The organism is Pseudomonas sp. CC120222-01a (assembly GCF_003097235.1).
GTDB lineage: Bacteria > Pseudomonadota > Gammaproteobacteria > Pseudomonadales > Pseudomonadaceae > Aquipseudomonas.
On sequence record NZ_QEQQ01000017.1, the window covers coordinates 39,869 to 63,706 of the forward strand.

The 23,838-nt window shown below is 63.7% G+C and carries 22 protein-coding genes; 16 read left to right on the forward strand and 6 right to left on the reverse strand.

All coding sequences use genetic code 11. The features are described 5' to 3' along the window. Nucleotides 1-29 precede the first annotated feature (29 nt). Complete coding sequence (locus N430_RS20380; RefSeq protein ID WP_110634779.1) at nucleotides 30-1,505, forward strand: TolC family protein; 1,476 nt, start codon at nucleotides 30-32, stop codon at nucleotides 1,503-1,505. Nucleotides 1,506-1,602: 97 nt separating this feature from the next. Here the strand turns inward: N430_RS20380 and N430_RS20385 are convergent, their stop codons facing one another. Both N430_RS20385 and N430_RS20390 read right to left on the reverse strand, forming a co-directional pair. Beyond that, complete coding sequence (locus N430_RS20385) at nucleotides 1,603-2,610, reverse strand: zinc-binding alcohol dehydrogenase family protein (protein ID WP_110634782.1); 1,008 nt, start codon at nucleotides 2,608-2,610, stop codon at nucleotides 1,603-1,605. A gap of 143 nt (nucleotides 2,611-2,753) precedes the next feature. Further along, nucleotides 2,754-3,551, reverse strand: coding sequence for an SDR family oxidoreductase (locus N430_RS20390; protein WP_110634785.1), 798 nt, complete (start codon nucleotides 3,549-3,551; stop codon nucleotides 2,754-2,756). Between the two features lie 105 nt (nucleotides 3,552-3,656). Between N430_RS20390 and N430_RS20395 the strand changes: the two genes are divergently transcribed. Continuing rightward, nucleotides 3,657-4,610 (forward strand): GlxA family transcriptional regulator, encoded by a 954-nt coding sequence (locus N430_RS20395; protein ID WP_110634788.1) that lies wholly within the window; start codon nucleotides 3,657-3,659, stop codon nucleotides 4,608-4,610. Here the strand turns inward: N430_RS20395 and N430_RS20400 are convergent. Both N430_RS20400 and N430_RS20405 read right to left on the reverse strand, forming a co-directional pair. Then, nucleotides 4,607-4,840 carry a hypothetical protein gene (locus tag N430_RS20400; RefSeq protein WP_110634791.1) on the reverse strand — a complete coding sequence of 78 codons (234 nt, stop codon included), beginning with the start codon at nucleotides 4,838-4,840 and terminating at the stop codon, nucleotides 4,607-4,609. The genes N430_RS20395 and N430_RS20400 overlap by 4 nt on opposite strands. Nucleotides 4,841-4,855: 15 nt before the next feature. Next, nucleotides 4,856-5,299, reverse strand: a complete 444-nt coding sequence (locus N430_RS20405; protein WP_110634794.1) for a cupin domain-containing protein — start codon at nucleotides 5,297-5,299, stop codon at nucleotides 4,856-4,858. A gap of 105 nt (nucleotides 5,300-5,404) precedes the next feature. Between N430_RS20405 and N430_RS20410 the strand changes: the two genes are divergently transcribed. Beyond that, nucleotides 5,405-6,322: a LysR family transcriptional regulator gene (locus tag N430_RS20410; protein WP_110634797.1), complete on the forward strand. Its 918-nt coding sequence runs from the start codon at nucleotides 5,405-5,407 to the stop codon at nucleotides 6,320-6,322. A 517-nt stretch (nucleotides 6,323-6,839) separates the two neighbouring features. On the opposite strand, the gene N430_RS20415 is transcribed toward N430_RS20410, so the two are convergent. Next, on the reverse strand, nucleotides 6,840-8,405 hold the full coding sequence (locus N430_RS20415) for an IclR family transcriptional regulator C-terminal domain-containing protein (RefSeq protein WP_110634800.1): 1,566 nt from the start codon (nucleotides 8,403-8,405) through the stop codon (nucleotides 6,840-6,842). A gap of 175 nt (nucleotides 8,406-8,580) precedes the next feature. On the opposite strand from N430_RS20415, the gene N430_RS20420 reads away from it, so the two are divergent. The 10 genes from N430_RS20420 (at nucleotide 8,581) to N430_RS20465 (ending at nucleotide 18,190) form a co-directional block, all read left to right on the forward strand. Continuing rightward, entirely contained in the window at nucleotides 8,581-9,390 is an 810-nt protein-coding gene (locus tag N430_RS20420) for a ribonuclease activity regulator RraA (RefSeq protein ID WP_103469154.1), read from the forward strand. A gap of 3 nt (nucleotides 9,391-9,393) precedes the next feature. Continuing rightward, nucleotides 9,394-9,840, forward strand: a complete 447-nt coding sequence (locus N430_RS20425; RefSeq protein WP_110634803.1) for a nuclear transport factor 2 family protein — start codon at nucleotides 9,394-9,396, stop codon at nucleotides 9,838-9,840. Nucleotides 9,841-9,952: 112 nt separating this feature from the next. Then, nucleotides 9,953-11,359 carry an aldehyde dehydrogenase (NADP(+)) gene (locus tag N430_RS20430; protein ID WP_256592157.1) on the forward strand — a complete coding sequence of 469 codons (1,407 nt, stop codon included), beginning with the start codon at nucleotides 9,953-9,955 and terminating at the stop codon, nucleotides 11,357-11,359. A 13-nt stretch (nucleotides 11,360-11,372) separates the two neighbouring features. Then, nucleotides 11,373-11,666 carry a Dabb family protein gene (locus N430_RS20435; RefSeq protein WP_110634809.1) on the forward strand — a complete coding sequence of 98 codons (294 nt, stop codon included), beginning with the start codon at nucleotides 11,373-11,375 and terminating at the stop codon, nucleotides 11,664-11,666. Nucleotides 11,667-11,755: 89 nt separating this feature from the next. Further along, entirely contained in the window at nucleotides 11,756-13,045 is a 1,290-nt protein-coding gene (locus N430_RS20440) for an MFS transporter (protein WP_110634813.1), read from the forward strand. Nucleotides 13,046-13,079: 34 nt separating this feature from the next. Continuing rightward, the gene (locus N430_RS20445; protein ID WP_110634816.1) at nucleotides 13,080-13,889 is read left to right on the forward strand and encodes an NAD(P)-dependent oxidoreductase; all 810 of its coding nucleotides are present in this window, start codon (nucleotides 13,080-13,082) and stop codon (nucleotides 13,887-13,889) included. Further along, nucleotides 13,886-14,974: a mandelate racemase/muconate lactonizing enzyme family protein gene (locus tag N430_RS20450; protein WP_110634819.1), complete on the forward strand. Its 1,089-nt coding sequence runs from the start codon at nucleotides 13,886-13,888 to the stop codon at nucleotides 14,972-14,974. The genes N430_RS20445 and N430_RS20450 overlap by 4 nt, the downstream gene beginning before the upstream one ends. A gap of 81 nt (nucleotides 14,975-15,055) precedes the next feature. After that, nucleotides 15,056-15,925 carry an aldose 1-epimerase gene (locus N430_RS20455; protein ID WP_110634822.1) on the forward strand — a complete coding sequence of 290 codons (870 nt, stop codon included), beginning with the start codon at nucleotides 15,056-15,058 and terminating at the stop codon, nucleotides 15,923-15,925. A 39-nt stretch (nucleotides 15,926-15,964) separates the two neighbouring features. Beyond that, complete coding sequence (locus N430_RS20460; protein WP_110634825.1) at nucleotides 15,965-17,245, forward strand: OprD family porin; 1,281 nt, start codon at nucleotides 15,965-15,967, stop codon at nucleotides 17,243-17,245. A gap of 15 nt (nucleotides 17,246-17,260) precedes the next feature. After that, a complete protein-coding gene (locus tag N430_RS20465) occupies nucleotides 17,261-18,190 on the forward strand; it encodes an alpha/beta hydrolase (RefSeq protein ID WP_256592158.1) in 930 nt (309 codons plus the stop codon). Nucleotides 18,191-18,202: 12 nt separating this feature from the next. Here the strand turns inward: N430_RS20465 and N430_RS20470 are convergent, their stop codons facing one another. After that, the gene (locus tag N430_RS20470) at nucleotides 18,203-19,231 is read right to left on the reverse strand and encodes a LacI family DNA-binding transcriptional regulator (protein ID WP_110634831.1); all 1,029 of its coding nucleotides are present in this window, start codon (nucleotides 19,229-19,231) and stop codon (nucleotides 18,203-18,205) included. A gap of 283 nt (nucleotides 19,232-19,514) precedes the next feature. Between N430_RS20470 and N430_RS20475 the strand changes: the two genes are divergently transcribed. The 3 genes from N430_RS20475 to N430_RS20485 all read left to right on the forward strand — a co-directional run bounded on the left by N430_RS20475 (nucleotide 19,515) and on the right by N430_RS20485 (nucleotide 23,701). Then, entirely contained in the window at nucleotides 19,515-20,900 is a 1,386-nt protein-coding gene (locus N430_RS20475) for an MFS transporter (RefSeq protein ID WP_110634834.1), read from the forward strand. Between the two features lie 16 nt (nucleotides 20,901-20,916). Further along, the gene (locus N430_RS20480) at nucleotides 20,917-22,104 is read left to right on the forward strand and encodes a mandelate racemase/muconate lactonizing enzyme family protein (RefSeq protein WP_110634837.1); all 1,188 of its coding nucleotides are present in this window, start codon (nucleotides 20,917-20,919) and stop codon (nucleotides 22,102-22,104) included. Nucleotides 22,105-22,168: 64 nt separating this feature from the next. Further along, nucleotides 22,169-23,701: a UxaA family hydrolase gene (locus tag N430_RS20485; protein WP_110634840.1), complete on the forward strand. Its 1,533-nt coding sequence runs from the start codon at nucleotides 22,169-22,171 to the stop codon at nucleotides 23,699-23,701. Nucleotides 23,702-23,838 lie beyond the last annotated feature (137 nt).

A 23,838-nucleotide genomic window follows, 5' to 3' on the forward strand; every position in this document is an offset into this window, starting at 1 on the left:
ATCGAGCCGTACCAGGGGGCGGCCCAAGGATGAACAAGAAACACAAACTGTTTGCCGCCAGTCTGTTGGCATTGGCCATGGGCGGCTGTGCCGTCAAGACCGACCCGATCGAACGCAGTGCCAGCGAAGCGCGGGCCCGTGCTGACCTGGCGCAGATCTACAAGGACCAGGAACCCCTCAACGGGCCCCTGACCCTGCACCAGGCCATGGCCCGTGCCGTCAAGTACAACCTCGAAGCCCGTCTGAAGGTGATGGAAGAGGCCCTGGGCCAGCGTCAGCTGGACCTGGCCCAGTTCGACATGCTACCGCGCATGGCCCTGTCTGCAGGGTACGCCGGTCGCAACAACGTCAGTGCGTCGAGCAGCCAGAGCATCCGCACCGGTACCCAGTCTCTCGAACCTTCGACCTCGCAGGACCGTGACCGCGACGTGGCCGACCTGACCATGGTCTGGAACGTGCTGGATTTTGGTGTCAGCTACCTGGGCGCCAAGCAGCAGTCCGACCAGCGCTACATTCTCCAGGAGCGCAAGCGCAAGGTGATCCACACCATCACCCAGGACGTGCGTTCAGCGTACTGGCGTGCTGTGGCGGCGGAGCGTCTGCTGAGCCAGATCGATAAACTGATGGGGCGCATCGAGCAGGCCCGTATCAACAGCCAACTGATGAGTGCCCAGCGCATCGGTGACCCGGTCCAGGCCTTGAGCTACCAGCGCGCCCTGATCGAGGCAACGCGCCAACTGCAAGAGCAGCGCCGCGCGCTGACCCTGGCCAAGACCGAACTGGCGGCACTGATCAACCAGCCGATGGACAAGCCGTACACCCTGGCGCTGGACGGCAACTATGCGGTGCCCGAGCTGCACGTCGACTTCGCCAAGCTGGAGCAGCAGGCCCTGGCCAGCCGGCCGGAACTGCGCGAGCAGGACTACCAGTCGCGCATCAGTGCCACCGAAACCCGCAAGGCCATGCTGCGCATGCTGCCGGGCCTGGAGTTCTCGGCCGGCGGTCACTACGACAGCAACTCCTTCCTGACCAATCAGAGCTGGGCCGACTATGGCTTGAAGGTCACCTGGAACCTGTTCAACGTAATGTCCGCGCCGACCGCGATCAAGGTCGCCAAGGCCGGAGAAAACGTCGCCGATGCCCGTCGCCAGGCGATGTCGGTGGCAGTCATGGCGCAACTGTACGTGGCGCGGGCCAACTTCGAGGAAGCCAGCCGTCAGTTCAAGATCAGCGAAGAGATGGCCAATCTTGACGGGCAGATCGCTGAGCAACTGCGCAACCGCTTCCAGACCAACAACATCGGTGAGCTGGAGCTGATCCAGGGCGAGCTGAACAATCTGCAGACCCAGCTAAAACGCGACCTGTCCTACGCTGAAATGCGCAATGCCTACTCCCAAGTGTTCGTCAGCACGGGGGCGGACCCGCTGCCCAACGCACTGACGGATGACAAGGTGCAGACCATCGCCAATGCCTTGCAGAGCAGCGAGGACAGCTGGAACCGTTGAGTTTGCTGTGTAGCTGATGACTTCATCGTCGGCAACGTTGGCTCTGTGGGGGGCGGTGTTGCCGGTGATGGGGTCGGGTTCTATGCTGAAACCCCGATCAGAAATTTTCCAGAACGATCTTCCCCCGAGCCTTACCGCTTTCAATCACCGAATGGGCGCGCTTGAGGTTCTCGGCGTTGATCGCACCGAAATGCTCACCAAGGGTGGTCTTGAGAAGCCCTTCATCGACCAGCCGCGAAACACGCTCGAGCAGTTGGTGCTGCTTGATCATGTCCTCGGTCTTGTACAGCGAACGCGTGAACATCAGTTCCCAGTGCAACGAAAGTGACTTGCGCTTGAGCGGCATGACATCCAGCTGCGCTGGATCGTCGATCAGTGCGAGCTTGCCTTGTGGCCGAAGCACCTCAACCAACTGGGTAAGGTAGGTATCGGTGTGGCTCAGGCTGATCACGTAGTCGACTGGATTGAGCTTGAGCGCTTCCAGCTGAAGGGGGATCGACTGGGAGTGGTCGATGACGTGATGGGCGCCCAGATCTTTCACCCAGCCCTGGGTTTCAGGCCGTGAGGCGGTACCGATGACGGTCAGTTGCGTGAGCTTGCTGGCAAGCTGAACCAGGATTGAACCGACGCCGCCGGCAGCTCCGATAATCAGAAGGCGTTGGCCCTCGCCAGCGTTCTCTGCAATGCCCAGGCGGTCGAACAGCAGCTCCCAAGCGGTGATGGCGGTCAGCGGCAAGGCCGCTGCGCTTGCGTTGTCCAGGCTGCGGGGCTTGTGGCCAACGATGCGCTCATCGACCACATGAAACTCGCTGTAGCTGCCCGGGCGATCAATGGCGCCAGCGTAGAACACCTCGTCGCCCGGTTGGAACAACGTCACTTCAGCGCCTACCTCGCGGACGACGCCGACAGCATCCCAGCCGAGCACCTGCGGCTGCTCACCTCCACGGCTTGCGCGGATTTTCGTATCGACCGGGTTTACCGCAATCGCCTTGACCTCTACCAGCAGATCCCGGGCACCGGGTTTGGGTACGGGCAGTTCCGCGTCATAGAGCGCTTGCGGGTCATGGATAGGCAAACCGGCTTGGGTGTAAACGACGGCCTTCATTGGCGCGACCTCCAGAGATTCAAAAAGTGGGTGCAGGCTATTCGTTTCGATTCATTCAAGAAACAGCCTGAATGGAGTAAGACTTTCTCTCCCGCGGTGAAAGTTGGGTGAAGCAACCTGCTCCACCCAGAGGGCGCGGGTGATCACCTGGCGTTGTAGCGTGGAGCGAGCTGGTTGCTGGACAGCTGGTCGAACAGGGCCTTTCGGCTGGCGTCGTAACGTTCGAATGACTGCAGGTCGTGCATCGAGGGGATGGAAATCAGTACATCGTCGTCGAAGTCCTGCAAGGCACCGTCCACCAGATCCTGAGCCGACATGACGATGGCTGGATCCAGGTTCTCCACCGGCAAGCCGCCGATCTGCCAGAAATCGGTCGCGGTGGCGCCTGGCAAGACTGCCTGGATCTTGAGGCCGGTGCCCGCCAACTCCTTGTGCAGGGACTGGGTAAAGGCAGTGACATAGGCCTTGCTGCCGCCATATACGCCGTTGAGCAGCTCCGGGGCCAGGCTGACGATGGACGAGATGTTGATGACGGCGCCGTGCTTGCGAGCCACGAAGCCTGGAATGGCTGCATAGGTGAGGCGGGTGAGGGCGGTGACGTTGAGGGTGATCATTTCGGCCATGCGCTCGACATCACTTTCCAGCAGGCCGGTGTGAGTACCGATGCCCGCGTTGTTCACCAGCAGGCTGATGCTGGCGTCTTCACGCAGTTTGCGTTCTACCTTGGCCAGCGCTTCTGCATTGGCCAGATCTGCCGGGAGCACCTCCACGTTCCGTTGGGTTTGCGTGGTGATGCGATTGGCCAATGTGTTGAGACGCTCCCGGTTACGGGCAACCAGCACCAGGTCGTAGCCCCTGCGTGCCAAGCGTTCTGCGTAGATGGAACCGATGCCGGTCGAGGCGCCGGTGATGAGGGCAGTGCCTTTGAATGACTGGGTCATGATCATGCTCCGTGGTTGGGTGTGGAGCCATGATGCAGAACGTCGCTTTCGTCTTAAACGACGCATATGATACGTTTTCAGGACATTGAACAAGGAGCACACACCATGCACCGGGTCGGCTACCTCATCACCGAAGGTTTCCAGATCATGTCGCTGGCGACGCAGGCCGTATTCGAGTTCGCGAACATCGTCGCGGGCGAAGCGGTTTACAAGATCCAGAACTTCTCCATCGAGGGCGGCACGGTGCGCTCTTCCCTGGGGATGTACATGGACACGCTGGCGTTGGGCGCTCCTGGGTTGGCTGACACCTGGATGATCACGGGGACGTTGACCCCGCTGACGCCGCCGAGTGAGGAAGTGCTGGCCAGCGTACGAAGCTTTGTCGACGGTGCTCGACGCACCGCAGGGCTGTGTACCGGCTGCTTCATCCTGGCCCAGGCGGGCGTCCTGGATAACCGGCGAGCCACGACGCATTGGGCCTATGCGAAAAAGCTGCGTGAGCTGCACCCGAAAATTGAAGTGGAAGAAGATCGGATCTTCATTGTCGATGGGCAGATCTGGACTTCCGCTGGCATGACCGCCGCCCTGGATATGGCGCTGGGCATGGTGGAAAAGGACCTGGGCACCGAAATGGCCAGGTCAGTGGCGCGAAAGCTGGTGATGCATCAGCGCCGCTCCGGTGGGCAATCGCAACATTCCGAGCTGCTGACCCTTTCGCCAAAGTCAGACCGTATTCAGAGCGCCCTGGATTACGCGCGCAAGAACCTGACTCGCCCGTTGAGCGTCGAAGAACTCGCTGAAGCTGTGCATTTGAGCCCCCGGCAATTTACCCGGGTGTTCACTGCCGAGACCGGACAGTCTCCCGCCAAGGCCGTGGAAAGCCTGCGGCTTGAAGCGGCCAGGCTGATGATCGAGCAGAGCCGGCACAGCCTGGACGTGGTGGCGAAGGAGGCTGGCTTCAGGGACCGGCGGCATATGCGCGAGGTCTTCATTCGCGGCTATGGCGTCCCCCCGCAAGCCGTGCGAAGGGACGCGAGGCGTGTGGTTTCAGCTGGCTAGGCCTGGTCCAGCGCAGTGTTCAAGCGAGGCATGTCGCCAGCGGCGGCAAGCGCGGCGAGGATGACAACCGCTTGCTGTTGATTGCTGAGGGAAGTGGAGCTCGGTTGCTGCGAAGTGGGTGCGGTCATTGTATTACCCGTTCCGGTAGGGTCAGGCCAAGCCGTTTCCGTAGCGCCCAGTCCAAGCATGAATGTGATCGCCATGGCGACTTGGCCCTGCTTATTGAGCATGTGGCGACTCCTATTTCAGTCTCTTTCGACGGTGCCGTCCAGGAACAGGTCGTCAGTGACGGGCTCCAGCCAGTCCACGGCCTTGCCCTCCAGCAACTCATTGATCGCAACGTGCTGCATGGCCGTGGTGTCGGTCGCGCCGTGCCAGTGACGTCGGCCACAGTTGCACCAGATCAGATCACCTGCACGGATCTCGGTTTTCGGCCCATCCTCGCATTGCGTCCAGCCCACGCCATCGGTGACCAGCAAGGCCTGGCCCAGGGGATGGGTGTGCCAGTGGGTACGAGCACCCGGCTCGAAGTTGACCACCGCAACGCCAATCCGGGCCGGGGCCGGAGCCATGAATACACGGTCGATGCGCACGCGCCCGGTGAACCACTCAGCAGGCCCCTGGATCGCTTTGGCTGAACCCGCGCGATGGATCTGCATATCGGCGTCGGGAAGATTGCTGTCAGTCATGGTGTTGCCAACCTCTCAGAAAATCGAGTTGAGAGAACTGTACCGAGCGCGTTTTAATTCGAGTATTGGCAAAATACAGAAATCGGTGTGAAGCTGGGCTTAACAATGAAAGCAGACAACCTGAGTGATCTGGTGGTGTTCGTGGCCGTGGCCAGGGAGCGTAACTTCACCCGGGCGGCGGCCCATCTGGGCGTGTCGCCATCAGCCGTCAGCCAGACAATTCGCGGCCTGGAAGAGCGCCTCGGGGTGCGACTGCTGACGCGCACCACCCGCAGCGTCACCCGGACTGAAGCGGGGGAGCGGCTGCTGCACGAGGTTGCGCCCTTGCTGGATCAGATCGAGGGCCACCTGGGGGCGCTGACGGAGTTCGGCCAGCAGCCGTCAGGCACGGTGCGCATCACCGCTGACGAATTTGCCGCCCGCCATGTGCTGTGGCCGAAGCTGCAGCCGGTCATCGAGGCCTATCCAGACATCACGATCGAGTTGATGACCGACTACGGCCTGACAGACATCGTTGCCGAGCGATTCGACGCGGGCGTGCGACTGGGCGGCATTATCGATGCCGACATGGTGGCGGTACCCATCGGCCCAGCCATGCGCATGGTGACCGTCGCCTCACCGGCCTACCTGAAGCGATACGGCGTCCCCCTGCGGCCTGAAGAGCTGATGACCCACCGCTGCATCAATTTGCGCTTGCCTACGCACGGAGGCCTTTACCCCTGGGAGTTCACCAGTGATGGCAACGAGTTCCGTGTCCGCGTGCAAGGGCCGCTGATCATGAACAGCTCGCTGCAGATCCTCGATGCCTGCCTGGCCGGGGCAGGGCTGGCCCAGGTGACTGATGTCCATGCGCTGGCATACATGCGTAGTGGGGCGCTTGTGGAGGTACTGGAGCAGTGGTCGGAGAGCTTCCCTGGCTATCACCTGTATTACCCGACACGGCGACAGCAAACGGCTGCGTTCAAAATCGTTGTGGACGCACTGCGTGGCGACCTCGATTTACACGACACGTCAAGACGTTGAGGCTGTGCGCTGCGCTTCCTTGGTCTCGTATTACATTGTCACTTCTTGCTTGCCGCCGGCCGTTCCCTGGCAATGACTGGCATGGAATTTTCATAACTCCCGAAAGATCAATTTAATCTCCCACCACAATAAATACGGGGGCTTTATGAGTTGCCTGATTTGCGCGGGAATTGCTGAGTCCATCGAGTGCGCTGTGGGCTGGGAAGAGCGAAACTGCCCTCAATGTGGCTGTTACCGAATGTCCCAAGTACTTGTTCTGGCAATGATGGAAGAGGGGCAGATCTTCGATGCCGAGAAGATGAGACAGTGGCTTGGCATGTGTCGTAATGTCGCACGGGTTCCTACCATCGAGCCGCATCAAGCGATACTGATGCAGTAGCCGACTGCATCGTCCGGTATTCACTCGCCCTCCGGCGCGTTGACTGCGTTTGGCGGGGAGGGGTATTCGCTTATCGTCACAGCCCGATTCCTCACATCAACGTGAAAGCTTCAAAGCACCAACCCCATGCCTTCAAGCTCAAATCTGCATTTGCATCAGGCACCCCGAGTTCGGCGCACTGGCCAACGTTTCCAGCTGAAGTGCATGGCGGGCACTGGTAATGAACAGTGTGGTGCCATCCTCTCCACCAAAGCACAGGTCGGTCGGGCTCGGCACCGGCAACCCGATCATACGGTCCAGGTTACCCTCGGCATCAAAGCGCGCCAGGCTCCAGCCTTCCAGTTGCGTGGTCCACACTCCCCCTTTGCCATCCAGCGCGAGCCCGCCCAGGCTGCCGCCGCCACGGGGCAGTGAAGCCAGGCGGCGCACGCTGCTGCTTCCCGGTTGCAGCAACAGGATGTCCCCGGCCTCAGGTTCCAAGGCATAGACCGCGCTGCCCTTGGCGTCCCAGCGAAACGCACTGACCGGCTCCGGCAACGACCAGCCATGGCGCAGCTCGCCCTCGGCGCTGAGCTCACCGATCAGGCAGCCGTTTCCACTCCTGGCACAGGCCCACAGCGTGCCGGAGGGGTGGTTGGCCAATGCCAGCAGACGACTACCGAGCAGGTCCTGGCGAGGATGCTCGTTGCCTTGCCAGTCGATCAGTGACCAGCCCCCGGCCTGGGCCACTAGCAGGCCGTCAGAGTGCAGCTCCATGCCACGTATCGGCAGGTCGAGGCGAATCAGCAAGCGACTGGACTGGCCGTCCCAGCAATGGATGGCTGGCGCCAGGGTGTCGGCCCAGTACAGCACGCGCTGGCCCGCGTGCCAGCGCGGGAACGCGCCGTGAAACGCCCAGGGGCCGGGCAGCACGCTGAGCTCGCCGGTGGCGCGCGGGCTGCTGTCCGGGCGCAGTTGCTCACCGACCCGGCGCGCCGCGTCAGCCAGTTCCGGGCCGAGCAGGGTCAGGCGCTCCAGTGTCAGGCGGTAGGCCGGCCCGGCCACGCTCAAGGCACCGCGTACCAGGCCCTGCTTGTCGATGATCGGCGCTGCGACGCAGCGGATGCCCAGACGGATTTCCTCGTCGTCCAGGGCATAGCCGCGTGCCTGGGTGATCTGCAGTTCGGCCAGCAGGCGGCGGCGGTCGGTGATGGTCAGCGGCGTCAGCGGCGTCAGCACCAGTCCCTTGAGGATCTCATCGCGGGCAGTAGGTGAGAGCGCGGACAGGATCGCCTTTCCCTGGCCGGTGCAGTACACCGGCTTGCCCTGCCCGAGGCTTGCAGCCGAGCGCTGGGTGTGGGCGCCTTCGCAACGTTCCAGTGACAGCACCTGATTGCCGTCGAGCACCGCCAGGTAGGAGGTTTCGCCGGTGAGGTCACGCAGGGCACGCAGCTCGGCGCTGGCGGCGGCCACCAGGTCCGGTTCCAGGTAGGCGTTGCGGACCATCTCCAGGTAGTTGAAGCCCAGGCGGTAGACCTTGCGTGTCGGGTCGCGACGGATCATGCCGCGCTCCACCAAGGTGGCGATGATGCGATATAGCGTGGTGCGCGGCAGTGGCACCTGCTCGGCCAGCTTGGCCTGGCTGATGCCGGTGGCGGTTGCGCCAATGGCCTGGAGCACGTCCAGGGCTTTTTCCAGAGCAGCGGTGCCTTCACCTGGTTTCATCGTGGATTCCCATCTATTGGAACTCGGCTGGGTGAGTGCTAAGTCTGCCCCTTTTTCGAACAGTTTTCCGCCATAGAATCGGACTCAACAGGGCCTGTAGCGAACAGCGGTTCCATATGTTGGGAATTCGCCCTGGCAACTCAATCGGATGAACCCGCGAGGAGAACCTACAACAATGTCCGTCATCCACAACTACGCCGATGCCCATGAGAGCGTCTCCGGTAAACAGGTCGTCGTCAGCGACGAAGTACTGGCCAAGCTGGCCACCTGCAGCAGTGGTTCGCTGACCACCCAGCTGTTCAAGCGCGGCTTCCGCCAGCCGGCGCTGGTCGGCCTGCGCGCCATGTGCCCCGACGCCAAGCCGTTCGCCGGGCGAGCCTTCACCATGCGCTTCATCCCCGCTCGTGAAGACATCGACACCTATTCGACCATGACCACCAAGCCCAACGACGACAACCTGCAATGGGTGGGCGTGGAGCAGATCCAGCCGGGTGACGTGCTGGTGATCGACAGCCGCAACGACCCGGCCGCCGCGTCGGCCGGCAACATCCTGGTGACCCGCCTGCTGGCCCGTGGCGCCAAGGCTATTGTCACCGACGGCGCGCTGCGCGATGGCAGCGAAATCGCTGCCATGCGCCTGCCGGCCTATGCCCGCGAGATCACTGCGACCACGCGTATTTCCTATCACCACGTGGCCGACCTGCAGGTGCCGATCGGTTGTGCCGGCGTGGCGGTGTACCCGGGCGACATCATCGTCGGCGATGCCGACGGCCTGACCGTGGTCCCGGCGCACCTGGCCGAGGAGCTGGCCGAGGTGTGCAGCGTGCAGGACGACATCGAAGGCTACCTGGCCATGCGCATTGCCGCCGGCGAAGCGCTGTGGGGCGTGTACCCGCCGAGCCCGGCGTCGGTGTCCGACTACCACGCGTGGGTCGCCGCCGGCCGCCCGGCCATCCCGTCGATCATCGACCGCGAGGAGGGCTGAACCATGGCCGAGCACAAGCATGCACAACTGATCCGCCGCTACTTCGACGCCTGCAACGAAGGCGACTACGAGAAGCTGGTGTCCTGCTTCACCCCGGACGCGGTGCACTACTTCCCCTCGGGGTTGCCGGAAATCCCGTGGCGCACCGCTGACACCATCGCCCGCAAGTGGGTGTGGTGCGTGGAGAACCTGGGTTCGCAGTGGACCATCGAGAGGATTCTGGTCAGCCACGACAGCAACGAAGCGGTGATCGAGTGGACCCACTGGAAGAGCAAGCTGGGCACGGCCCTGCGGGGTGATGAGTGGTACGTGTTCGACGAGCAGAGCGGCTTGATCAAGGAGATCCGCGCCTATTATGCATCGCCCGCGGACAAGGACGTGGTGATCAACGAGCTGGTCGATTTCGACTATGTCGGCCGGGGATATCACCTGGAGCCGAAGGCGCGTTAAGGCCACTGGCCTCTTCGCGGGACAAGCCCGCTCCCACAAGGACCGTGCTGTACCTGTAGGAGCGGGGCTTGCCCCGCGAATGGCCACACTGCAATTGTTGAAGGAGTCTCCCATGACTACCCCGCAAAACCCGAATTTCGCCGCTATCGATGCGGTCGTCGCCCAAGCGGCCGCTGCCGCCGACTTCTGGGCCGATTCCAGCGCCACCCAGCGCGCCACCTTGCTGCGCGGCCTGGCCGATGTCCTGGAACAGCAGCAGGCCGAACTGGTCGTCATCGCCGACCGCGAAAGCGGCCTGGGCGAAGCCCGCCTGAACGGCGAAGTGGCTCGCACTGCTTTCCAGCTGCGTGGCTTCGCCAGCGAAGTGCAAGCCGGTGTGCCATATCGTCAGGTCGATGATGAAGCCATTGCCGGTGCACCACCTGCCGGCCGTCCGCGCCTGACCCGTGTACAGCGGCCGCTGGGCCCGGTGGCGATGTTCTCGGCCAGCAACTTCCCGTTCGCCTTCTCGGTACTCGGTGGCGATACCGCCTCGGCCCTGGCCGCCGGTTGCCCGGTGGTGATCAAGCCGCACTCCGGCCACCCGGAACTGTCCCGCGCCGTGTTCGCTTTGGCGGCAGGCGTGGTCCGCGCCCAGGGCCTGCCGGCAGGCCTGCTGACCCTGGCCGAAGCGCCCAATCGTGCCGCCGGCACTTATCTGGTCCAGCATCCGTCAATCGCCGCCGTGGCCTTCACCGGCTCCTACCAGGGTGGCAAAGCCCTGTGGCAGGCCGCCAATGACCGCGAGCGCCCGGTGCCGTTCTTTGGCGAGCTGGGTTCGATCAACCCGCTGGTGGCCTTGCCGGCCGTGCTGGAAAAAGACAGCGAAGCCCTGGCCAGGACCCTGGCTGGCTCGATCACCCTGGGCTGCGGCCAGTTCTGCACCAGCCCCGGCGTGATCGTGCTGCTCGACTCGCCCCACAGCCAGCGTTTCGTCGCCCAGCTGGCCGAGGCCATTGCGCCGATTGCCACGCACCGTATGCTGACGCCGGGCATGCAGCAGGGCTTCGAGGCGGCCGCTGCCACGGTCGCGGCCAACGCCACGCCGGTGTTCGCCCCGCAGGCCGATGGCGCTGGCCCGGCACCGCGGCTGTTCGCCACCGATGCCGCATCGTTCATTGCCAACGCTCACCTGCGTGAAGAAATGTTCGGCCCGGCGGCGCTGATCGTCACCGCGAATTCTGTTGCTCAGGCGGCCGAAGTACTCGAAGCGATCGGCGGTACCCTGACCACTACCTTGTGGGGCCTGGACGCCGATAACGCCGATAACCGCCAACTGCTGCGGGCGGCCCAGCGAGTGTCCGGGCGCGTGCTGTTCAGCGGCGTGCCGACCGGCGTTGCCGTGTGCCACGCCCAGCAACACGGCGGGCCATGGCCGTCTTCCACCGCGCCACAGTCCACTTCGGTCGGCTTTGCCGCCATCGAGCGTTTCCTGCGTCCGGTTGCGTTGCAGGACGCACCGGCCTGGGTACTGGGCTGAGGAGGGCAGGGTGATGATGCGACATATCGTGCTGTTCCGCCGCCTGCCCGGCGTCGAAGCGCAGCCTGAACGGGAAGCGGTGCTGGTGGCGCGGATGCGTGACCTGACCGAAGAAATCGACTTCATCCGTGACTGGCGCGTCGCGGCCAACGAACTGGATCGGCCGATCTGCTGGGACTACATCCTCGAGTCCAGCTTCGATGACGCCGACGCGGTAGCGCGTTACCTGCCACACCCCGCGCACCAGGCCCTGGTCGCCGACCTCAAGCAGTACTTCGAGTGGGTGGCAGTGGATTACAGCGTCTGATTGACCCCAGAGGCGCCTGGCCCTCTGCCGGGGCCAGGCGCTATAACAAAAAAAAGATCCGGCATCACAGGTGCCGGGCGGAGTCGTACATGAACAAGAAAAACAACTATCGCTGGACGATCCTGACCATGTTGTTCCTGGCCATGATCATCAACTATGTCGATCGCGCTGCCCTGTCGATCGCCATGCCGTTCATTACCCAGGAGTATCACCTCACGCCCGCCGAGAAGGGCATGATCTTCAGCAGCTTCTTCTTCGGCTATGCGCTGTTCTGCTTCGTCGGTGGCTACCTGGCCGACCGCTTCGGGCCCAAGCGGGTGCTGACCTGGTCAATGAGCTTCTGGTCGGTGCTGTGCGGTTCCACCGCACTGGCCTTCAATTTCTGGTCGCTGCTGATCGTGCGCGCGCTGTTCGGCGTCGGCGAAGGCCCGGTGTCGACCACCGCCAACAAGACCGTCAACAGCTGGTTCCCGATCAAGGAGCGCGCCCGCGCGATCGGCATCAACCAGGCTGGCGGCCCGCTGGGCGGCGCCCTGGCCGGCCCGATCGTGGGTTTTCTCGCCCTGTGGTTGGGCTGGCGCGTGGCTTTCGTAGTGATCGCGGTGATCGGTGTGCTGTGGGCCATCGCCTGGTACCGCCTGGCGGCCTCGACGCCCAAGGAGCACCCGCAGGTGTCGGCCGAAGAGCTGGCACTGATCAACGAGGGCCGTGAGGCGCCGGTCACTGCCGTCGCAGAAGCTCCCCGCACCCCGGTGCTGGAGATCATCCTGCAGCGTTCGGTACTGGTCACTGGCGTATCGCTGTTCTGCTACAACTACATCCTGTATTTCTTCATGACCTGGTTCCCCAGCTACCTGATCGAGGCCAAGGGCATCGACCTCAAGGCCATGAGCATCGTCACCGCACTGCCGTGGCTGGTGGGTACCGTCGGCTTCATCTGTGGCGGGTTGCTGATCGACTGGGTGTTCAAGCGCACCGGCAAGCAACTGTTCTCGCGCAAGGTGGTGCTGGTCAGCTGCTTGCTGGTGGCTGCTGTGTGCATTGGGTTGACCGGACAGGTCGAGAGCGTGACCAGCACCGTAGTAGTGATGACCGTGGCCATCGGTTTCCTGATGCTGACCGCGCCCGCCTACTGGTCGCTGATCCAGGACGCCGTGCCGGACCATCAGGTGGGCACCGCCGGAGGTTTCATGCACGGCCTGGCCAACCTGTCCGGCATCGTTGCGCCGACCGTGACCGGTTTCATCATCCAGTCCACCGGCACCTACAGCAGCGGCTTTGGCCTGGCCGCCGTGCTGGGCATCGTCGGTGCGCTGATCGTGGCCTTGTTCGTCGGCCAGAAGCCGGCCCGCCAAGTCACCGTCATCGCCACCGTCTGAACTGACTGCTACCCACGTTTTACGGGAATACACCATGCCTACGCTTCTAGTCACCGGCGCCGCCGGAATCGTCGGAACCGCCCTGCGCCCGTACTTGCGCGAGCGCTTCAGCCTGCGCCTGCTGGATCGCCGGCCGATCGCCGAGCTAGCCGCCAATGAAACCGCCCTGGTTGGCGACCTGACCGACCCGGCCTTCGTCCGCCAGGCCTGCGAAGGTATCGACGCGGTGCTGCACCTGGCCTGTGCCCATGGCACCGATATCCAGTTCCAGGCCACGATAGAGCCCAACTACCACGCCACCCTTTACCTGCTCGAGGCCGCCCAGCGCGCCGGGGCGCGGCGCTTCGTGTTCGCCAGCAGCCACCATGTGCTGGGCCAGTACCCCACGCAGGCAGCCGAACAGTTCGACGACCACCCGGTGGCGCCGGACAGCTACTACGCGCTGAGCAAGGTGTTCGGCGAAGCGGCCTGCGCAACCTTCTCCCAGCGCAGCGAACTGGCGACGTTCGTCGTGCGCATTGGCAACGCCGACGCCAAGGTTGCCGACGCCCGTCGCCTGCGCCTGTGGACCAGTGCCCGGGACCTCGCGCAGCTGGTGCTGATCGGCCTGGAGCATCCGCAGGTGCGCCATGAGATCGTCTACGGCGTGTCGGAATGCCCCCAGGCGCTGTTCCACAACAGCCGTGCCCGCGCCCTGGGCTACCGGCCGCAGGACAATGCGGCCGAGCACCTGGCCGACAACTTCCTCGCCTATGAAACCATGGCCCCGGTCGGTTCCGGCCGTGACCATGTTGGTGGCGCCTATGCCGGCGTTGCCCTGGCCAGTGTTCTGGAGCAAGCATGAAAATCGTCCGTATCGATACCCAGGTCGTCGAAATTCCCTTCCATGATGGCGGCAAGGGCCAGGGCATCACGCCGACCACCTGGCACACCCTGGAGAACGTGCTGATCCGCCTGGAAGACGAGCAGGGCAATGTCGGCTGGGGCGAGGCGTTCGGTTATTTCGTCGCCGACGCCACCAAGGCCCTGATCGATCGCCTGATCGCGCCGCTGCTGCTGGGCCGGCAGATCGACGACATTGCCGCCTTCAACCGGGAACTGCAGCTGCGCCTGCACCTGTTCGGCCGCTATGGCGTGACGATGTTCGCCATCTCCGGTGTCGATATCGCCCTGTGGGACCTGGCGGCCCGGCGTGAAGGCGTGCCCTTGCACAGGTTGCTCGGCCAGGCCACCCGCGAGCAGGTGCCCGCTTACGCAAGCCTGGTGCGCTATGCCGACGATCAGGTGGCCCCGGCCATTTGCGAGAAGGCGTTGGGCATGGGCTTCACCGACATCAAGCTGCATGAAGTGACCGTGCCGGAGATCGCTGCCTGCCGCCGTGCCATCGGCCATGACGTGCCGCTGGCCACCGATGTGAATTGTGGCTGGTCCGTGGCCGATACCCGCGAATGGCTGCCGGCGCTGGCCGACCTGCAACTGGCCTGGCTGGAGGAACCGATCTTCCCGCCGGAGGACTTTGCCACCCTGGCCAGCCTGCGCGGGCAGGGCGTGCCACTGTCGGCTGGAGAGAACTGGTGCACCGCCGTGCAGTTCGAGCAGGCATTGCGCAGCGGCGCCGTGGATACGGTTCAGCCCAGCGTGACCAAGGTAGGCGGCATTTCCGAGTGCCTGCGCATTGCCGCGCTCGCCGAGCAGCATGCGGGCGTGGTGCTGCCGCACTGCCCGTACTTCGGCCCGGGGCTGATCGCCACCTTGCACCTGGCAGCGGTGCAGCCGCAGGTACCGCAGATCGAATACCTGTTCGTCGAGCCGGCTGGCTGGTTGTACCCGGTGGAGCAGCTGCGTCAGGGCAATCAGTTGCAGATCCCTCAGGGCCCAGGTTTAGGCCTGGACATCGACCTGCAAGTGGCCGAGCGCTTCCGCCGCTAACCGACCCGTAAACGCCTCACCGCCGTGCCTCGGCATGGCGGCAGGGGCTGTGCATGCCTGAAAAATGGCATTGGAGGTTCTATGCACACCGTGGTTCTGAGCAATGCCACCTGGTCGCTGGGCGTGCTGCCGGCCTGGGGAGGGCGCATCGCCCACCTCGATGCCGAGGGGCTGGCGGTCCTGCTGCCGATCAACGCCCATTCGTTTAACCCGCTGGACTGGCCACGGGCAGGCGCGTATCCGCTGATGCCGTACTCCAACCGCATCCGCAACGCGCGGTTGCAGTACGCCGGCACCGGGCACGCGCTGCCCGCACATCCGGCGGCACGGCCCCATACCTTGCATGGGGTGGGCCACACCCAACCCTGGCAGGTGGTGGACACCGGCAGCGATCGCCTGAGCATCGCCTGCGACTATCAAGGCGAGCACTGGCCCTGGGCGTTTCGCGCCGAACAGCACTTCGTGCTCGACGGCGCACGTCTGCGCATCACCCTGGTGCTGATAAACCAGGGACAAACTCCCATGCCCGGCGGCCTTGGGCTGCACCCGTACTTCCAGCGCCACCCCGGCATGCGCGTGCAGTACCGCACCGGGCGCGAATGGCAGATCGACGCGGAGTACCTGGCCACCGGAACCTACCAGGACGGTGCCAGGGACTGGTTGATCGAAGCGGATGCCGGCGAGGCGCTGGCGCATTACCAGTCGCGCTGGGATGGCCGGTTGCAACTCGATTACCCCAAGGGCCATTTGCACGTTCAAGTCTCGTCGGTGCTGAGCCACTTTGTCGCCTTCGCTCCGGCCGGCAGCCCATACCTGTGCCTGGAGCCGGTGTCGCACCTGGCTGACGCGTTCAACCAGCCCCGCGACAGCTGGGCCGAAACCGGCACCCGTGAGCTTGCTCCTGGCCAGCGCCTGGAAGCCACCCTCGAATACACCTGGCAACACCGCTGACGCAACACCCCACATACCTATAAGAAGAGCACAACAACAATGAAACACTCCTCGACTGGAGCGGGCTTCGCTCGCGCTGCAAAACCCCTCTCCCTGCTGCTCGGCCTCGGCCCGCTGTATGCCCATGGCGCATTCCTCGACGACAGCAAGGCCAACCTGACCTTTCGCAATTTCTACTACAACCACGACCTGCGCGACTCGACCAAGCCTGCCCAGTCAAAGCTGGAGGAGTGGGCCCAGGGCTTCATCCTCAAAGGCGAGTCAGGTTATACCGATACGGCGGTCGGGGTGGGCGTGGATGTGTACGCAGGTCTTGGCCTGAAGCTCGATTCGTCGTCCTCGCGCAGCGGCACCGGGCTGTTGCCGGGGGCCTATGACCGTGCCGGCGGGCCGCGCAATGCCGACCCGCGCTCGGTGGACGATTTCTCCGAAGCCACGGCGGCGGCCAAGTTCAAGTATTCGAAGAGCGAGCTCAAGGTGGGCGGGCTGTTCCCGAAGATTCCGCTGGTCAGTTCCGGTGACGCACGGCTGCTGCCGCAGTTCTTCGAGGGTGCGATGCTGGATATTCGCGAACTGGACAACCTCGACATCGGCCTGGGCCAGATGCGCCGGGTCAACCAGCGCGAATTTGCCGGTGCCCGGGATATCCAGGTGGGCAATTACTACAGCGTGTTCAGCGACCGCTTCGATTACCTCGGTGGGACCTGGCGCGCCACGCCGCAGACCTCGCTGGGGGTGTGGACCGGTCGCCTGGCGGATGTGTACCAGCAAACCCTGTACACCGGCATCCACACCCTCAAGGTGGGTGATTGGAACCTTTCCGGCACGCTCAACTACCTCGACACCGGCGAATCCGGCAGCGAAAAGGCCGGCCAGCTCGACAGCCGCATGACCTCGACGATGCTCAGCGCCAACCTGCGTGCCCAGACCTTTCGCCTCGGCTACCAATACAACGCCGGTGACAGCGCCTTGCCGTTCATCCACGACACCGACCTGCCCGGGGTGGCCAACGCCGTACAGGTGCTGCGCTTCGACCGCGCCCAAGAGCGCTCCTGGCAGGCCCGCTACGACCTCGACTTCGCCGCCCTTGGGGTGCCGGGACTGACCGCGTTCGCTCGCTATGTGAAGGGCGACAACTTCAAGGTGGCCGGCGAGGACGGCAGTGAATGGGAGCGCAATCTGGACATCACCTATGTGATCCAGAGCGGGCCCCTGAAGAACCTGGCGCTGCGCTGGCGCAACGTCGAACTGCAGGGCGATGCCACCGGCCGGCGAGATGAGAACCGGGTGATCATCGCCTATACCTTGCCCTTGCTCTGACCCGGAGAATTGCCCGTGCTATCCCGTCCGCTCGATCCTGCCATGCAGGCCTACATCGACAACAGCCAGCGTTTCGCCCCGCGTGACGACAGTCTGGCAGCCCGGCGCGAAGCCTTTCTCGCTGCCTGCCGTGCTTGCACGCCACCGCGACCGTTCGGCTGGCAGGTTGCCGATATCGACCTGAAGGGCTTACGCCTGCGCTGTTACACACCCCCGGGCAAAGTGCCGCCCGGGGGGTGGACGACACTGCTGTACCTGCACGGCGGCGGCTGGGACCTGGGCAATCTCGACACCCATGACTGGTTCGCCCATGCCCTGATGCAGCGGTTGCCGCTGGCGATCGTTGCCGTGGACTACCGGTTGGCGCCGGAGCATGCCTACCCGGCGCCGCTGATGGACTGCCTGAACGCTTGGCACGGTTTGCGGGCCGGGGCCGTCGACCCCCGCCTCAGTAAGGCGTGTCTGATGGTGGCGGGGGACAGCGCAGGTGGCACGCTGGCTGCTGGCCTGTGCATGGCGTTGCGCCGCGACGGGCTGGAACAGCCGCTGGGGCAGATGCTGGTGTATCCGGTGCTGTCGGCTCGGCAGCACTTGCCATCGATGCGCGAGCACGTCGAGGCGCCGATGATGACGGTGGCGGGGTTGATGAAGTCATTGGCGGGCTTCGTGCCTGAAGCGTCGCAGCGTGATGACCCCTGCGCGATGCCGCTGGAGGCTGGAGACTTTGCCGGGCTGGCACCGGCGTTGGCGCTGGTGGCGCGGGTCGACCCGCTGTGCGATCACGGGCTTGCCTATGTCGATGCGCTGGTGGCAGCGGGTGTGGTGGCCCGAGCCTGGGTGGGCGAGGGCATGGTGCATTCGAGCCTGCGCGCATTCGGGGTGGCCGAAGTGGAACAGGCTTGGGATTACATGGCGGCGCAGCTGCGGCGCTGGGCTGGCAATTGACGTGCGCAGCCCTCAGGTGCTTTCGCGCACCACCAGGCTGAAGCCCACATCCTCCACTTGTTCACCACGCCCCAGGCTGCCTTCGATCCGCTGCAGCAGCAACTCTGCCGTACGCAGGCCAATACGCCCGCCGTCAACATTCACCGTGCTCAGGCGCGGGTGGGTATGCGCGGCGAATTCCAGGTTGCCGAAGCCCATTACCGCCAAGTCCTGAGGCACTCGCAGGCCGTTGGCCTGGGCCTCGGCCATGACCCCCTGGGCGAGCAGGTCGATGCTGCAGATCACCGCATCCATCGGCACCTTGGCCGCCAGCAGTCGGGCCATGGCTTCACGGCCGTGGCCCATGTTCACCGGTACGGCTTCGAGCTCGCAGGCGACCACTTCGACACCGGCCTCGTGCAAAGTGTCGACACACGCCTGGCGCCGTCGGGTGGCGCGGGCGTCGTCGCTCCAGACCAGTCCGACGCGGCTGTGGCCGCGTTCGATGATGTGCTCGGCCATGGCCTGGCCAACGGCTTCGTGAGAAAAGCCGACCACAGTGTCGATCGGGTCCACTGCCAGCTCCCAGGTCTCCACTACCGGAATGCCACGGGCGATCAGCTTTTCCCGTGCGTCAGGGCTTTGCAGTTGGCGGGTCAGCACGATGCCATCGGGGCGGCGGGCCAGGATCGCGTCGATCAATTCCGGTTCGCTGCTGTGTGCCAGATCCGACTGGCTCAGCAGCAGTTGGTAGCGCGCGGCGGCCAGGCGCTGGCCGAGCTGGGTGATAGTGTCGACGAAGGCACGGTTGGCAATGTTCGGCACCACAACGATGATCAGCCGACTGCGCTGTGAAACCAATGCGCCCGCCAGCATATTCGGCACATATCCGGTCTTGCGGATGGCATTGCGCACCTTTTTCTGGGTTTTTTCCGACACCAGTTCCGGCCGGTTGATCACCCGGGAAACGGTGATGGGCGAGACCTTGGCCATCTTCGCCACGTCATCGAGGGTGGCGGGGCCCGGTTTCGGGCCAGGGGTGATTACGGACGTTTCCAGCATGCGAAGCCTCAAGGCAGGCGGGGTGGCGGGTGGGTCGATTCTACCGGAACGGCGCACGCTTTCCTGCCCCTTTTGAAGCATTCCCAATAGGTGGGAATTTCGCCGGAATGCCAATTTGCAACCCGCGCAGAATAAGGCCTAGGATAAATGACAGCGCTGTCATTTGATAGCGCTGTCATTGGTCGGAAACAGCTCTCCAGCAGGGCTGCAAGCTGCCAGAATCCCAGGCAGGCGCCGGTGCAAGGCCCTGCTACACGCCAATAAAAACAATGAGGCAACCGCGATGCACAACCACGACACCTACGCCGCCGGGCCTGCCCCCGGCGCCGCGGCCGCGTCCACCACGGCTACCCGCTATCGGTACCTGATCCTGGCTCTGATCACCATGGTTCTGGCCTTGAGCAGCGGTGATCGCGCCGCCCTGTCGGTGGCCGGTTCCGACATGAGCAAGGAGCTCGGCATCAGCTCGGTGGAAATGGGTTATCTGTTCTCCATTTTCAGCTGGGCCTATGTGATCTTCCTGATTCCCTCCGGCTGGCTGGCCGATCGCTTCGGTTCGAAAAAGACCTTGGCCCTTGCCATCTGCATCTGGTCGGCATTCACGGTGTGCATGGGCCTGGTGCACTACGTCGGCATGATCGTGCCGCTGCTGCTGGCCCTGCGCTTTCTGCTTGGCGTGGCCGAAGCGCCGGTGGGACCGGCGTCTACCCGGGTGATCGCCTCCTGGTTCCCGTCGGCGGAGCGGGGCATGGCAGGAGCCATTTTCAACAGCGCCCAATACATCTCGCTGGCCTTCTTCACGCCATTCATGGGCTGGCTTTGCTACGCCTTCGGTTGGCAGTACATGTTCATCGTCATGGGCATCGTCGGCTTCGGTATCGCCGCGATCTGGTGGAAAAACTATTACCTGCCGGTCAGCCATCCGAAGATGAACGGCGAAGAACTCGACTACCTGCGCAAAGGGGAAGCGCTGGTCGATCTCGAAGCTCAGGCCTCGCTGCCCAAGGAAAAGCGCCGCAGTTCGTTGGCTGAAGTGGGCCTGCTGTTCAAGAGCCGTATGCTGCTGGGCATGTTCATCAGCCAGTACTGCGTCAGCGCGGTTACCTGGTTCTACGTGACCTGGTTCCCGATCTACCTGGTCAAAGAGCGTGGTTTCGACATCCTCCAGGCGGGCCTGGTGGCTTCCATCCCGGCCTTGTGCGGGCTGATCGGCGCGGTCTCCTCTGGCTTCTTTTCCGACTACCTGCTGCGCCGCACCAAGTCCCTGAGCATCGCCCGCAAGACGCCGATCATCACCGGCGTGCTGCTGAGCTCGACCATGATGCTGTGCAACTACGTCGACGCCAAGTGGCTGGTGATCGCAGTGATGAGCCTGGCCTTCTTCGGCAAGGGCTTCGGCAACCTTGGCTTCAGCGTGGTGGCCGACACCGCTCCGCGGGAAATGATCGGCATGACCGGTGGCGTGTTTAACGCCCTGGGCAACACCGCCGGCATCGTCACCCCCGTGGTGATCGGCTACTTGCTGCATTCCAGCGGCTCGTTCAATAGCGCACTCATTTATGTCGGCGCCCACGGCCTGCTGGCGGCATTCGCCTACTTGGTGATCGTCGGCCGCATCCAGCGCCTGCAACTTTCCGACTTGACCGGCAAACCTGCCGACACCCAGTGATTTAGAGGAGCACGCCATGATCGAAAGCAACGTGTACATCGACCCGAAGATCGCCGCCCTGCAAGCCGGGCCAGCCACCACCGACAGCATTGCCTGGATCAAGCTGTCCTACACCATGCTGCCACTGGGTGCGCCGATCAGCGATGCCAAGGTGCTGACCGGGAGGCAAAAACCGCTGACCGAAATCGCGTTCATCTTCGCTGAAATCCGTACCCGCGAAGGCCACGAAGGCATCGGCTTCGGTTACTCCAAGCGCGCTGGCGGTCCGGGCATGTATGCCCATGCCCAGGAAATCGCCCCGACCCTGTTGGGGGAAGATCCCAACGACATCGCCAAGCTCTACAACAAGCTGCTCTGGGCCGGCGCTTCGATGGGCCGCAGCGGCATGACCACCCAGGCCATCGCGCCCTTCGACATCGCCCTATGGGACTTGAAAGCCAAGCGCGCCGGCCTGCCGTTGGCCAAGTTGCTGGGTGCCCACCGCGACTCTGTGCAGTGCTACAACACCTCGGGCGGCTACCTGTCGACACCGCTGGAAAAGGTCTTGGAGAACGTGCAGACCTCCCGTGGCAACGGCATTGGCGGCATCAAGATCAAGGTTGGTCAGCCGGACACCAGCATCGATTTCAAGCGTGTGCAGGCGGTTCGCGAGCAATTGGGCGAAGGCTTCCCGCTGATGGTCGACGCCAACCAGCAATGGGATCGGGTCACCGCCCAGCGATTCTGCCGCAAGCTTGAGCAGTTTGACTTGACCTGGATCGAGGAGCCTTTGGACAGCGCCGATGTTGAAGGCCACGCTGCCCTGGCTGCGTCGTTGGACACCGCTATCGCCACCGGCGAAATGCTCACCAGCTTCAACGAACACGCCCAGCTGATCACCGCCAACGCCTGCGATTTTGTGCAACCCGATGCGCCGCGTGTCGGCGGTATTACGCCATTCTTGCAGATCATGAACCTGGCCAGCTTCAAGGGCCTGAAGTTGGCGCCGCACTTCGCCATGGAGATTCACCTGCACCTGGCGGCGGCTTACCCGGAAGAACCTTGGCTGGAGCACTTCGAATGGCTCGAACCGATGTTCAACGAGCGCCTGGAGTTGCGTGAAGGGCGCATGTGGGTGCCTAACCGCCCTGGGCTCGGTTTCTCCCTTAGCGAACAGGCCTTGGCCTGGACCCAGCACAGCGTCGAATTCGGCAAACGCCCCTGAGCAAGCCACGGCGGTGGCGCTTTTGTCGCCACCGCCGTGTATGACATACCCATAGGAAAACACCATGAGTCACCGTGAAGTGAGCCCCGTCATTCGCCTCGATGCCGCTGACAACGTCGTTGTCGCGCGCGTCGAAATCCCCGCCGGCACCGCCATCCCCGGTGAAGGCGTGACCACTCGGCAGCCCGTACCGCTGGGGCACAAAGTCGCCGCCCGGCTGATCGCCATGGGCGAGCCGGTACTCAAGTACAACACGGTGATCGGCTATGCCGCCGAAGACCTGCTGCCGGGTACCTGGATGCACAGCCACAACATTGCCTTTGGTGAAACTGACCGCGACTACCGCTACGGCCTGGACTATGTACCTACCGACATGCTGCCGCCAGAGCAGCGTGCGACCTTCCAGGGCATCGTCCGGGAAGACGGACGAGTAGCTACCCGTAACTACCTGGGCGTGTTCGTGGTCGGCAACTGCGGCGCCACCGTGGCGCGCAAGATCGCCAATCACTTCGACGAACGTCGCCTGGCCGGCTTCCCCAATATCGACGGCGTGGTGCCCCACGTTCATGAAATCGGCTGTGGCATGGAAATGACCGGCGAACCGATGGACCTGCTGCGTCGCACCATCGGTGGCTACATCAAGCACCCCAACACCGTGGGTGCGGTGGTCATCGCCCTGGGCTGCGAGCGCAACAATATCCATGGTTTCTTCGAGCAGGAAGGGCTGATGGAAGGCGACATGCTGAAGAAGCTGGTAATCCAGGACGTCGGCGGGGTGAAGAGCGCCACCGACCAGGGCATTGCCCTGATCGAAGGCATGCTGCCCAAGGCCGATCAGGCGCGGCGCCAGCCGGTGTCCGCCGAACACCTGATGATTGGCATGCAGTGCGGTGGCTCCGATGGATTCTCCGGTCTTTCGGCCAACCCGGCGCTGGGCGCAGCGGTGGATATCCTGGTGCGCCATGGCGGCACCGCGATCCTTTCGGAAACCTCGGAAATCTTCGGCGTCGAGCACACCCTGACCGCCCGCGCCGCCACTCCGGCGGTAGGCCGCAAGCTGATCGAGCGCATCGAATGGTGGCTGGAGTACAACCGCGGCCGCGATACCCAGATCAATGGTCGGGTCAGCCCCGGCAACAACGCCGGTGGCCTGGCCAACGTGCTGGAAAAATCGCTGGGCGGCGCGAAGAAGGGCGGTAACGCGCCGTTGATGGATGTTTATGAGTATGCCCACCCGGTGAAGACCCACGGGCTGGTGTTCATGGACACTCCCGGCTACGACCCGGTTTCGGCCACCGGCCAGATTGCCGGCGGCGCCAACCTGATCGCCTTCACCACCGGCCGTGGCTCGTGCTTTGGCTCGGTCCCGGCACCGACCTTCAAGCTGGCCAGCAACACGCCCATGTACCAGCGCATGAGCGACGACATGGACATCAACTGCGGGCAGATCATCGACGGCCACAAGACCATTGGCCAGATGGGCCAGGAAATCTTCGAGCGGTTGCTCGCCCATGCCTCGGGAGAGGCGACCAAGAGCGAGCTCAACGGCCTGGGCGAGGATGAATTCTGCCCATGGCAGATAGGCGTGCTCGCCTGACCCGGCCTCTTTGCGGCTAAAGCCGCTCCTACAGGATTCACCTGGCGCTCAGGGGCTGTACAACTCCCTCTGTGAGAGCGGGCGTGCCCGCGAAGAGGCCCTCCCAGACAACACAACGATAACGGCCAGCCTACAGT